The organism is Streptomyces olivochromogenes, from assembly GCF_021538895.1.
Taxonomy (GTDB): domain Bacteria; phylum Actinomycetota; class Actinomycetes; order Streptomycetales; family Streptomycetaceae; genus Streptomyces; species Streptomyces olivochromogenes_A.
The window spans coordinates 1-12,229 of the sequence record NZ_JADDRL010000071.1 but is presented as its reverse complement, the minus strand read 5'-3'; the positions used below and the strand labels follow the sequence as shown (position 1 = coordinate 12,229).

At 73.0% G+C, this 12,229-nt stretch carries 8 protein-coding genes; 6 read left to right on the top strand and 2 right to left on the bottom strand.

The genetic code is table 11. The features are described from left to right. Positions 1-131 precede the first annotated feature (131 nt). The 5 genes from IPZ69_RS30185 to IPZ69_RS30165 all read left to right on the top strand — a co-directional run bounded on the left by IPZ69_RS30185 (position 132) and on the right by IPZ69_RS30165 (position 3,927). On the top strand, positions 132-1,097 hold the full coding sequence (locus IPZ69_RS30185; protein ID WP_235457801.1) for a hypothetical protein: 966 nt from the start codon (positions 132-134) through the stop codon (positions 1,095-1,097). A gap of 29 nt (positions 1,098-1,126) precedes the next feature. Next, entirely contained in the window at positions 1,127-1,783 is a 657-nt protein-coding gene (locus IPZ69_RS30180) for a hypothetical protein (RefSeq protein WP_235457800.1), read from the top strand. Next, the gene (locus IPZ69_RS30175; RefSeq protein ID WP_235457799.1) at positions 1,767-2,744 is read left to right on the top strand and encodes an inositol monophosphatase family protein; all 978 of its coding nucleotides are present in this window, start codon (positions 1,767-1,769) and stop codon (positions 2,742-2,744) included. Before IPZ69_RS30180 ends, IPZ69_RS30175 begins: the two co-directional genes overlap by 17 nt. 150 nt (positions 2,745-2,894) lie before the next feature. Then, positions 2,895-3,734, top strand: coding sequence for a helix-turn-helix domain-containing protein (locus tag IPZ69_RS30170; protein ID WP_235457798.1), 840 nt, complete (start codon positions 2,895-2,897; stop codon positions 3,732-3,734). Further along, positions 3,706-3,927 (top strand): DUF397 domain-containing protein, encoded by a 222-nt coding sequence (locus tag IPZ69_RS30165; RefSeq protein ID WP_235457797.1) that lies wholly within the window; start codon positions 3,706-3,708, stop codon positions 3,925-3,927. The genes IPZ69_RS30170 and IPZ69_RS30165 overlap by 29 nt, the downstream gene beginning before the upstream one ends. On the opposite strand, the gene IPZ69_RS30160 is transcribed toward IPZ69_RS30165, so the two are convergent. Further along, a complete protein-coding gene (locus tag IPZ69_RS30160) occupies positions 3,924-5,225 on the bottom strand; it encodes an ArsB/NhaD family transporter (RefSeq protein ID WP_235457796.1) in 1,302 nt (433 codons plus the stop codon). The two genes, IPZ69_RS30165 and IPZ69_RS30160, sit on opposite strands and share 4 nt — an antisense overlap. Before the next feature lie 101 nt (positions 5,226-5,326). On the opposite strand from IPZ69_RS30160, the gene IPZ69_RS30155 reads away from it, so the two are divergent. Further along, positions 5,327-11,206 carry a WD40 domain-containing protein gene (locus tag IPZ69_RS30155; protein WP_235457795.1) on the top strand — a complete coding sequence of 1,960 codons (5,880 nt, stop codon included), beginning with the start codon at positions 5,327-5,329 and terminating at the stop codon, positions 11,204-11,206. Positions 11,207-11,232: 26 nt separating this feature from the next. Here the strand turns inward: IPZ69_RS30155 and IPZ69_RS30150 are convergent. After that, a partial coding sequence (locus IPZ69_RS30150) for a serine hydrolase domain-containing protein (protein WP_235457794.1) occupies positions 11,233-12,229 on the bottom strand: 997 nt, incomplete at its 5' end.

Here is a 12,229-nt window from a genome sequence, read left to right as displayed (position 1 = left end):
TGCCGAAGGTGTCAACGATCGGTAGGGGTCAGGTGGCGGACAACCACACTCTCGGGTGAGGCCGATTTTTCGCATAGCTGTCGGAGTGTGGTTGCTCCTACCATGGAATCCACCGTCGGGGGAGGGTGGTCGTGACGCGCAGTACACCGCAGGGGGCCGGGCATCGGCTGGAGGAGTCGATCGCCTGGGCGGTCAGGAACGCGGACGGGGTCGTCGCCATCGGCGTGGCCCTCGTGGTCGGGCTCATGGACGTGCTCGACCAGCACATGGACAACAACATCGTCTCCGGTGCCACCTTGCTGGTGCTGGCGGCGCTGGTCTTCGGGTCGCTGACCGAGCGGCGGCGCCGGGTGACCGACATCCGGGCCGCGACCGAGGGGACCAGCCGGGCCATCGAAGACCTGGCCATGGTGCGGACGTTGTCCGGAGCGGAGGTGGCGCAGGCGCACGAGCGGGCCCGGCGGGACACCACCCGCTGGGTGTTCAAGGGCGGTACGGGCACCTATCTGAGAGCCGTCACGCTGCCCCAGTGCGTGCTGGAGGCACAGCGGCAGCGCCATTCCCTCAGCATGAAGATCGACATCGTGGACCCGGCCGACGACCAGGTGTGCGGCGCCTACGCCCGGTTCCGGCGCACGTTCGGCCAGGGCCACGGCGACGGCGACCTCGCCGAGTGGACGACCGAGCGCACCCGCAAGGAGGCGTACGCCACCGTGGTCGCCGCCACGTGGTACCGGCAGCGGCTGGACACCCTGGAGATCGACGTGCACCTGTCCTCGGTGGCGCCGGCCCTGCGCTTCGACCTCTCGGACAACTGCCTGATCATCACCCAGGACGACCCGCGCCGGGTCAGCCTGCTCGTCGCGCGGGACCGGCCGCTCTACGACTACTACGTCACCGAGCTGCACCAGAGCAGGGAACAGTCCCACAAGCTCGACCTGCGGGACGCCACCCCGCTCGGCGACGAGCCCACCGTCGACGAGGTCAGACGCCTGCTCGACCGGCTCGGACTGCCGCTGCCCACCAGCTTCACCGACCCTGACGTCGCCGACATCATCGACAAGGCGCTGCATGCGGAGGACCCGTATCGCAGGTAGCGCCGTGCACAGGTCCCAAGGGGGAAACGATGGACTACCCGGCCCTGGAACGGGCCGCCCGGCGGCAGGCCGCCGCCGAGCTGACGCGACACGCCGTATCGGAACTGGACCGGATCGTCTCGGGCCGCCGCCCCCTGTGCGCGGTCCGCCATCCACTCGGGTTCGTCTGCCTGCCGATCCTGCGCGACGGCAGTGAGGGGGTCTGCGTTCACGTCTTCGGCGCGCCCGAGGCGGCGCCGGACGAGGCGGCCCCTCAAGTGCACTCCCACAGCTGGGAGTTGACCAGCACCGTGCTGTACGGGCGGCTCGGCAACCGGCGCATGAGCGTCGCCGACGTGACCGAGCGGCCCACCCACCGGGTCTTCGAGGTGCTCAGCGACCCGTCGGGCGTGGACGAACTGCGGCCCACACAGCGACTGGTGCGCTGCGCGCCCGACGTCGAACAGACGAGCGGGCGCGGTCAGACCTACGACCTTCCGGCGGGTGAATTCCACACCAGCGTCGTGCCGGACGGCCGCCCGACCGCCACCCTGGTGCTGGGACGGACCCTGCCGGGCAGGGCAGACCTCTCCCTGGGCCCGTTACAGGCCCCGGGTCACCGGATGGTCCGCAGGACGTGCGACGCCAGCCAGACCGCCCGGATCGCGCAGGTCGCCCTCAGGAGGATCCATGAGCCCGAACCCTGACCCCTCGGCCGGCTTCACCTCCGAGCACCGTACGGCGGTCTCGGCCGCCGAGGAGGCCGGGGCGCTGCTGCGGTCCCGGTTCCCGGACGGCTTCACCGCCCGCCCCAAGGGCCGGCGCGGCGACGTCGTCACCGACCTGGACCTGATGGCCGAGCAACTCGTGGTCGACCGGATCCGGGAGCGCTTCCCGCACGACCGCATCCTCGCCGAGGAGTCCGGCGAGCTCCGCGGCGACGGCGGCGGCCGCACCTGGCTGGTCGATCCGCTCGACGGCAGCAACAACGTCGTCATCGGCCTGCCCGTCTACGTCGTCGGCATCGCCCTGTGCGTGGACGACGCCCCGGTCGTCGGCGTCGTGCACGATCCGGTCACCGGCCGCACCTGGTCGGCCCGGCGGGGGAGCGGAGCGCACGGGCCAAACGGCCCGCTCGCCCCACCCGCCGACAGCCGCCCGCTCCCGTCGTCCGGGCCGCTGCTCGCCTGGACCCAGGGCCACTCGGTCGCCCGCGACGACCCCGCCGCCTGCGGCCTGAGGCACACCCTCGAACGCCGCTCCCGCCGGCTGCTCCAGCTCTGGGCGCCCCTGGTCGCCTGGGCCATGCTCGCCCGCGGCGACATCGACGGCTTCGTCGGCTACCGCGCGGAAGCCATCGACCTGCCCGCCGGCGCGCTCCTCGCCCGCGAGGCCGGAGTCGTCGTACGGCACCTGGACGGCGGCGAGTTCGACGGCGGCTTCAGCGGCCCCGACACGGGGCGCTCCTTCGTCGCCGGGCGGCCCGAGGTGCTCCAGCACCTGCTCGACCTGGTCGCCGCGGCCCCGGTCAGCGCTTCTCCCGGCACCGAGGACACGCGCACGGCGGAAACCGGCCCATCAGGTCCAACGGCGCGGCGTCCCGCGACGGCTGGTAGGTCACCCTGGGCCCCCAGGTCCGGCCCCCGTCCCGGGAGACCCGCAACGTGAGGTACGCGCCGATGAGCCCGTCTTCCTTGTCCCGCATGCCAACGCCCTTCACTTTCCGTGGTGATGCATGCACAGCGTGACGTGGGCGTGGGTAGGTTCAACAGATGACCGAGCGTGACATCAGGGTCCGCACCACGGGGAGCTGAGCAGGTGGCGATCGAGGACAATCCGCGTTCCAGGGAGCAGTACGGCCAGGAACTGAAGCGGCGCAGAGAGGCGGCCGGGCTCACACAGGAGGAACTGAGCCAGCGTGTCGTCATGTCACGCACCCACATCGCCCACATCGAGGCGGGGCGGCGCCGCCCGGACGTGGAGGACGCGCGCCGCCTCGACCAAGTCCTGGGAACGGGCGGCTTCTTCGAGCGGTTCCTGCCGACCCTGGACGGCAGGAAGGTGGCGGAGCACTTCGCGGAGGCCGCGGAGCTGGAGCGGCAGGCCGTCGCCATCAAGGAGTACGCCAGCACTCTCCTCCCGGGATTCCTGCAGACGCCGGCGTACGCGCGCGAGGTGCTCGGTTCCGGTCATCCCGCCAAGAGCGACGAGCGACGGGACAGCCTGCTTGCCACACGTCTCGAACGCGCTCGCCTCATGGACAACTTCGACTCGCCCAGGGTGACGCTCCTGCTGGGCGAGGCGGTCCTACGCCAGGTGATCGGCGGACCCGGGGTGATGTGCGAGCAGCTCCGGCACATTCAGGAGTTGGGTGAGAGCCGACGGATCCGCATCCACGTGCTCCCCTTCAGGGCGGGTGCCCATGCTCTGCTGGAGGGCCCCGTCAAGCTCATGTGGTTCGAGGAGCTTCCGCCCGTCGCCTACGTCGAGGGCCTGAAATCGGGGCGGATCTGGGAACTGCAAGGGACGGTACGTGAGTTGGAGGACGTCTACGATCATGCGCTGGGCGACGCGTTGTCGCACCGTAAGTCCCTGGCGTTGCTCAAGGCCGTCGCGGAGGATTACGAGCATGAGGCACAGCGAGAACAGCATCCCTGATGCATCGGTACTGACCGGCTGGCGCAAGTCGACGTACAGCGGCGAGAGCGGCGGGAACTGCCTCGAAGTGAACGACCTCGCCGCCCCCACCCACGTCCCCGTACGCGACAGCAAGACCCCCACCGGCCCCGCCCTGGTCTTCACGGCGCCGGCCTGGGCGGCATTCCTCGGCGCCGTGAAGACCCACGGCTAGCGGGTCAACGCCAACGCCGTCACCGACGCCAGCACCGCCGACGCGGCCAGTACCGCGCCCGTGCCCATCAGTCGGCGCACCGGCACCCGTACCCCGTACGCATGGCACCGCTCGTACCAGAGCAGCGTCGCCAGGGACGCCCACGGGGTGATCACCGGGCCCGCGTTCGTGCCGACGAGCAGGGCGAGGAGCTGGTCGTGGTTGGCGACCGGGACGGCCGCCTCTCCGGCGAGGTAGACGGGGAGGTTGTTGAGGACGTTGGACAGGCCGCCGCCGACCGCCGCCGCGCGCAGCAGGCCGAGCGTGCCGCCGTCGTCGCCGATCGCCGAGGCCAGCACGTCGTGCAGCCCGTGGGCGTTGACGGTCTCGACCACCAGGAACATGCCGGGCACCATCATCAGCAGCCGCCAGGGGATCAGCGACAGCCGCAGCTCCGACCGGTCCCGGACCCCGAAGGCCGCCACGGCGACGGCCGCGGCGGTCGCGGAGGCCATCCACAGCGGTACGTCGGCCACCAGGATGGCGATCAGGAAGCCGCCGCAGGCCAGGGCGCAGGCCCGGAAGAGGACCCGGTCGGCGGGCCGGTGCACGCCGGGCGGACGGTAGCGGTCGGCGCGGTCCGTGCGTACGTCCCCGGCGCGCGCCGCACCCGGACCGGAGGCCCCCGCGCCGATCCGGTCGGGCCGGTCCGCCAGCGCGTCGGCCAGGTCCGGGACGCCCTCCGTCCCGCGCTTGCCGCGCCGCCAGAAGAACATCCACAGGCACCCCATCGTCACCACGACGGCGGCGAGTTGCGGCGCCCACATCCGGCCGGCCAGGCCCAGCGGGGACAGCGCGACCCGGTTCGCGGCCAGCAGGTTCGTCAAGTTGGAGACCGGCAGCAGCAGGCTCGCCGTGTTGGCCAGCCACACCGTGGTCATCGCCAGGGGCACCGGCGCGATCCCGATCCGGGTGGCGAGGGCCAGCACCACCGGGGTGAGCAGGACGGCGGTGGTGTCCAGGTTCAGGGCGATGGTGGTGACCGAGGCAAAGGCCACGCAGAGCAGGAACAGGAGGGGATAACTGCCCCGGCCGGCCCGTGCCACGCGGGCGGCCACCACGTCGAACACCTCGGCCCTGCTGGTCAGCTCGGCCAGCACGATCACCGTGCCCAGGAACGCCAGCAGCGGGGCGATGCGGTTCATCGCGTCGGACGCCGGTCCCGTGGGCAGCCATCCTGTGGCTACGCACAGGAGACCGGCCACCAGCAGACCGATCGCCACCCGGTCGAGGACATGCAGACGCAAGAAGACACGCATCCCAGGAAGGGTCGCACATCTGTACGTGGGTGAAACCCGATCGCTGGGGAACGCCTCGAAACGGACCGTCTCAACCTGTCTTTTCACGGCATTATGGATACATGGTGGCGCGACAGATCGCTCCGGGGGACACCGATACCGGGCCATTGGACTTCTTCATCAGCTACTCACCCGCCGACGAACGCTGGGCGTCCTGGATCGCCTGGTCCCTTGAGGAGGCCGGTTATCGCACGGTACTCCAGGCCTGGGACTTCGTGCCGGGCACCAATTTCGTCGATTTCATGGACCGGGGGGTCAGCGAATCCGCCGCGGTCATCGCCGTACTGTCCCGCAACTACGAGCGGTCGCGGTACGGACGCATGGAATGGCAGGCCGCGTTACGGGCCGACCCCGACGCCCCTGAGCGGCGTCTGATCACCGTACGGGTCGAGGACATCCCGGTGGAGGGCCTGCTGGCCACCATCACCTACGTCGACCTGGTCCCGGTCACCGATCCGGCGGCCGCCCGCGAACTGCTCCTCACCCGCGTCCGCCAGGCCCTCGACGGCCGGGCCCGGCCCAGTCTGCGCCCCGACTACCCGGGGCAGAACGGCCGGCCGGCCGTTCCCGGCCCGGCGGCCCCGACCGTGGCGCCGCCCGGAAGACCGGTCGGGCGCCCCGCGTGGGCGGGACGCCGCAGGCCCGCCGCGCCGCCCGTGTACCCGAGAGTCTCCGGAGACCTGCGGGCCCGGGAGGCGGTCAACGTGCTCCACCTGGCCGGGCCCGCCTTCGGCCGGGGCCTGGACCCCGCCGAGTTGCAGGCCGCGATCTGGGGCGACCTCGTCGAACTCACCGACGCCGGAGCGCCCGCCCCCGATCTGCTGGTGGTCACCGGCGACCTGACCGCCTCGGGCAGCCGCCGCGAGTTCGAACAGGCCCTGTCCTTCCTCACCGGCCTGCGGGCCCTGCTCGGCCTCGAACCGCACCGGGTCGCCCTCGTGCCCGGCGGCCAGGACGTCAACCAGGCCGCCTGCCAGGCCTACTTCAGCAACTGCGAGGCCGACGAGATGCCGCCCCGGCCGCCGTACTGGCCGAAGTGGCGGCATTACGCCCGGCTGTTCCAGGAGCTCTACCAGGGCCTCGACGTCGTCTTCGACAGCGACCAGCCGTGGACCCTCTTCCCCGTGCCCGAGCTGCACACCGTCGTCGCGGGCCTGAACTCCTCCATGGCCTACAGCCACCGCCGCGACGACCAGTACGGCCTGGTCGGCGCCGAGCAGGCCGCCTGGTTCGCCCAGGCGCTGCGCCCGCACGAGACCGAGGGCTGGCTGCGGATCGGCGTCCTGCGCCACTCCCCGGGCGCCGGCCGGCCCTCCGCCACCGCCCGCCGGACCGCCGGCGCCCAGGACGGCGCGGGGCCGCTGCGCGACACCGAGGTGCTCGCCCGGCTCACCGCGCCCCGGCTGCACCTGCTGCTGCACGGCCCGACCGACCCCGGCGCGCTGCCCGCCCTGGCCACCACGACCGGGGAGGTGCCGGTGATCGGCGCCGTCGGACCCGGCCGGCACCAGCTGCTGCGCATCAGCCGCGACGGCCTGTCGAGCTGGCAGGGTCCGGGCGAGCCGCAGCGGCGCCCGGTCCAGTGGCGGCGCGCCGAACGCGCCTTCGGCCCGGAGGAGGACGGCGGTCCGGGCAGCGCCGGCCCGGGCGCCATGACCTCGGCCGATCCGGCCGGCCGACCCGCGCCGGAGCCGGAACCGCGCGCCGTGCAGTCCCCGGCCGAGATCCTGCTCGCCCGGGTCTCCGAGGTCTGCCGCACCCGGCACGAGGGCGCCCAGATCCGCCCGGTCGAGGGGCCGGTGCCCCAACTCCTCGTCACCTGGACCCAGTCGGGCTTCGTCCGGCAGCAGCGGGTGGCCGTGCACACCGGCACCCCGACCCGGCAGGACATCGACCGGTTCGTGGCCCTCGTGCACGCCGCCGACTCCGAGACCGAGGCCGAACTCGTCCACGACGGCCCGCCGCCCGCCCGCGAACTGCGCGACCAGGCCCGCCGCCGGGGCGTCAGGGTGCGCAGCTTCACCGAGTTCCAGGGCCTGCTCGACCTGCGCGGCTACGTCAGCGGGCAGAGCGAGCGGCTGCGCACCGACCCCCGCTACCCCCCGGGCATGTACCTGCCCCAGCGGTACCGGGAGATCGAGCGCCTCGACGCCGAGGACCGCGACGGGCTGGTCGACGACATGCTCCGGCTGCTCGACTCCGACCAGGGCCGCTTCCTACTGCTCCTCGGCGACTTCGGGCACGGCAAGACCTTCGCGCTGCGCGAGCTGGCCCGCCGTATCCCCACCGAACTGCCGCACCTCGTCCCGCTGCTGATCGAACTGAACGCACTGGACCGGGCCTACTCCTTCGAGGGCCTGGTCGCCGCCCACCTCGCCGCGCACGGCGTCGACAACATCGACCTGCGCGCCTTCAGGTACATGCTCCAGCAGGGCCGGATCGTGCTGCTCTTCGACGGCTTCGACGAACTCGTCAACCAGGTCACCTACGACCGCGCCGCCGAACGCCTCCAGGTGCTGCTGGACTCCGCCGTGGACAGCGCCAAGATCGTGGTCAGCAGCCGCACCCAGCACTTCCGCTCCCAGGGGCAGGTGCTCACCGCGCTCGGCGAACGTGTCGGCCTGCTGCCGCACCGCCGGGTGCTCGCGGTCCAGGAGTTCACCCCGCAGCAGATCCACGCCTACCTGGTCAACCGGTACGGCGGCGACACCCAGGCCGCCGACCGCCGGCTGCGGCTCCTCGACGCCATCCCCGACCTGCTCGCGCTGTGCCGCAACCCCCGGCTGCTCGGCTTCGTCGCCGACCTCGACGACGAGCGGCTGCGCGCGGTCGCCGGGGCGGGCCGCGCGCTCAGCCCCGCCGGGCTCTACCAGGAAGTGCTCACCGCCTGGCTGGGCTTCGAGGAACAGCGCGGCAGCGGCGGCGCCGGCCGGGCCCCCGGACTGAGCCTCGACCAGCTGTGGAACGCGGTCACCGCGCTCGCCCTCAGGCTGTGGGAGAGCGGCCAGGAATCGCTGCGGCTGGACGAGCTCACCGATGTCGCCGAGACCCTCACCGGGCTCGCGGAGACCCGGCTGTCGGTGCCGCAGACCGCGCACGCCATCGGCTCCGGCAGCCTGCTGGTGCGCAACGCCGACGGCGTGTTCCGGTTCATCCACGGCTCGGTGGTGGAGTGGCTCATCGCCCGCGCCTGCGCCCTCAGGCTGACCGACGGCGACCCGAGCCTGCTGGCGCGCCGCCAACTCAGCCAGCTCGCCGTCGAGTTCCTGTGCGACCTCGCCGACCACCGGACCTGCCAGCAGTGGGCCGAACGGGAGCTGAGCGGCTCCCCCGACGGCACGGAGCCGACCGCGCGGGGCCAGGAGGTCGCCCGCTCCAACGCCGTGAAGATTCTCACCCGGCTGCGCGTGCCCGCCCACACCGACCTGCGCGGTGCCGCCCTGGCCGGCGAGGACCTCTCGCACCGCGACTTCGCCGGCGTCGACCTCACCCGCGCCGACCTCACCGACGCCCGGCTGGTCGGCGCCAACCTCTCCGGCGCCGTCCTGCGGCACGCCCGGCTGACCGGCGCCCGGCTCGACGGCGCGGATCTCACCGACGCCGACCTGCGCGGCGCCGACCTGAGACGGGCCCGGCTGATCCGCACCGACCTGACCGGCGCCCGGGTCGACGGCGGCCGGTGGCGGCAGGCGGCGCTGATCTCGGCGACCACCGGACCCGGGCTGCCGGGCACCCCCGAACTGGCCACCGCGTCGATCGCCCCCGGCATGAGCGTCGACTCGGGCTTCAGACCCTCCGCGGTCGGCGTCCCGTACGGCTTCGACATGCGGACCAGCCGGCTGCCCGAGCCCATCTCGTACAGTCCCGACGGCGAACTCCTCGCCGCGGGCAGCGAGGACGGCAGCGTGCTCGTCTGCGACGCCGTCACCGGCATGCCGCTGCGCACCCTGGGCGGGCACACCGGCCGGGTCTACGCGGTCAAGTTCCGCGCACGGGTGCTGGCCAGCGGCAGCTCGGATGGCACCGTACGCCTGTGGGACCCGGTCTCCGGCCGCTGCCTGCACGTGCTGGAGATCCACCCGCGCGGCGTCTGGCCCCTCGCCCTCGACACCGACGGCTCCCTGCTGGCCACCGGGGACGCCGACGGCGTGGTCACCGTCTGGGACACCGCCTCGGGCCGACCGCTGCACCGGCTGCCCGGCCACATCGCGCCCGTCTACACGGTGAGCTTCGCCCCGGACAACACCACCCTGGTCACCGGCGACGCCTCCACCGCCGTACGCCTGTGGGACCTGGCCACCGGGCAGCAGGTCGGCGAACTGCCCGGCCACCAGAGCGCGGTGTACCGGGCGCGGTACAGCCCGGACGGCACCCTGCTGGCCACCGGCGACCGGGGCGACGACCGGCGCAACGGCACGGTCCGGGTCTGGGACCTCGCGACCCGGACCCTGCGCCACGAGTTCACCGGTCACTCCGGCCGCGTCTACACCCTCGACTTCCACCCCGACGGCCGCTTCCTGGTCAGCGGTGACACCGACGGCGAGGTGCGGCTGTGGGACCTGGAGGCCGGGGGCTGCGCCGGGCTGCTCGGCGGCTGCCGCGGTGCCGTCTACCAGGTGCTGTTCGACCCCGACGGGACGCTGCTCGCCGCGGGGGACAGCGCCGGGGTGGTCCGGCTGTGGCGCGTCGACGAGCAGGCCGACCCGGTCGCCGTCCCGCTGAGCCGGCAGCCCGCCGAGCACCGCGGCTCGGTCTGGGTGTGCAAGTTCCGGCCGCACGGAGACACGCCCGCCGCGGGTTCCGACTCGCTGCTGGTGACCGGCGGCAACGACGGGGTCGTACGGCTGTGGGACCCGGCCACCGGTCAGGGCAAGCGGATCCTGCGCGGCCACGGACGCCGGATCGGCACCCTGTCGTTCAGCGCCGACGGCTCGATGCTCGCGGCCGGCGGCAACGACGGGTACGTCCGGCTGTGGCACACCGCCTCCGGCCGCCGGCTGCGCGGGCTGACCGGACAGAGCGACCGCCTGGTCTCCGCGGTGTTCGGGCCGTCCGGCCCACTGCTGGCCACCGCGAGCAGCGACGGTGACATCTACCTCTGGAACGCCGCCACCGGCGAGTACCAGCGCGAACTCGACGTCGAGACGGACCATGTGTGGGCCGAGGCGTTCAGCGCCGACGGCGATCTGATCGCCACCGCCAACGACGACGACACGGTGCGGCTGTGGTACCGGGTCACGGGGGCGCACGTCGCCACCATCACCGAGCACTACGGCCGGGTCCGCGCCATCGCCTTCCGGTCCGACGACGCCGTGCTGGCCACCGGCTGCGACGACCGCAAGGTGCGGATCTGGGACATGGCCGACCGCCGGATCACCGCCGTGCTCGACGGACACACCGACCGGGTCTACGCCGTGGCCTTCGCCCCGGACGGCTCCTGGCTGGTCAGCGCCTCCTGGGACGGCCAGGCGGTGATCTGGAAGGACGGCGCGGTCGTGCACCGGCTGACCGGCCACACCGGCAAGCTGTGGACGGCCGCCGTGCATCCGCTGCGGCCCCTGCTGGCGACGGCGGGCGACGACCGGGCCGTCCGCCTGTGGGATCCGCGCACCGGCCGCGAGACCGCGGCCCTGACCGGCCACACCGGCCGGGTGCTCGCGGTGGCCTTCAGCCCGGACGGCTCCCTGCTGGCCAGCGGCGGCGAGGACGGCACGGTACGGCTGTGGAACGTCCCCGCCGACGCCCCGGCCACCCTGCGCGCCACCCTGGTCGGCATGCCGGGCGGCTGGGCGGCGCTGTCACCCTCCGGCGGCTACAAGTACGAGGGCGACGTCACCGGCGAGTTCTGGCACGCGGTGGGCATGTGCCGGTTCGAGCCCGGTGAGCTGGACGGCCATCTGCCGGGCGTGCGGCACGTACCGCTGGACGAGCCCCTGGGCTGATCCGCAGGGGCCCCGGAGGACGGACGTCACTTGAGCGCGGCCAGCGCGATCCGCTGGGCCACCGGGTTCATGGTCTCGCCCTTGGCGTCGGTCGAGCCGACCGAGTAGACGAGGGTGCGGCTCAGGTCCCGGGTGCCGCCGACGACCGCGCTGTAGCCGTACCGCGCGCCGCTCTTGAGCCAGTACACCCGGCCCTTGTACGCGAACCGCTGCAGGCCCGCGCTGTAGGTGGCGCCCTCGATGTGCGAGGGGACGGTGAACATCTCCTCCAGCTGCGGGCCGGGCACGATCCGGCCCCGGAAGAGCGAGGTGAGCAGCCGCTCCAGGTCGGCCGTCGTGGAGATCATGTCACCGGCGGCCCACCGGTCGGCCTGGTTCCAGTCCGTCACGTCCACCAACTCCGTGCCGCCGTCGGCCTTCTTCACCGCCTGGTAGCCGTGGTTGTGCGGGCCGTGGATGCGCGGGTCGGTGCCGGGGAAGCAGGTGTCCCGCATCCCGGCGGGGCGCAGCACGAGCCGGGTGGCCTCGGCGGCGTAGGAGCGGCCGGTCACCTTCTCGATCAGCATGCCGAGGATCGTGTAGTTGATGTTCAGGTAGTCCTGCGCGTGGCCCGGACAGAACTCCGGGCCCTTCGCCACCGCGGACCGCACGACCTGGGCGGGGGTGAGCGTGTCGAAGCGGTGCGCGTACTGCTCCTCGAACGAGTCGCCCCAGCCGTCGCCCGCCTGGATGCCGCTGGTGTGGTTCAGCAGCTGCCGTACGGTGATCGGCGCGAAGTCCGGGGTGAGCAGCCCCGGGAGGTAGTGCTGGATCGGGGTGCTCAGGTCGACCCGGCCCTCGGCCGCGAGCTTCAGTACGGTCGCCGCCGTCACGACCTTCGTCGTCGAACCGGCCCGGAAGCGGGCGTTCGGGTCCGCCCTCCGGCCGCTCGCCAGGTCGTGCACGCCCGCGCTGCCGCGCCAGCTGCCGCCGGTGCCGCCGACCCGGACCAGCGCGGCCGTCGCGTCCGCGTCCGGCAGACCC

Bases quoted from the DNA above. Each gene is read 5' to 3' on its own strand.
- IPZ69_RS30180 (WP_235457800.1), top strand. From the start codon at position 1,127: ATGGACTACCCGGCCCTGGAACGGGCCGCCCGGCGGCAGGCCGCCGCC.
- IPZ69_RS30175 (WP_235457799.1), top strand. From the start codon at position 1,767: ATGAGCCCGAACCCTGACCCCTCGGCCGGCTTCACCTCCGAGCACCGT.
- IPZ69_RS30165 (WP_235457797.1), top strand. From the start codon at position 3,706: ATGAGGCACAGCGAGAACAGCATCCCTGATGCATCGGTACTGACCGGC.
- IPZ69_RS30160 (WP_235457796.1), bottom strand. From the start codon at position 5,225: ATGCGTGTCTTCTTGCGTCTGCATGTCCTCGACCGGGTGGCGATCGGT.
- IPZ69_RS30155 (WP_235457795.1), top strand. From the start codon at position 5,327: ATGGTGGCGCGACAGATCGCTCCGGGGGACACCGATACCGGGCCATTG.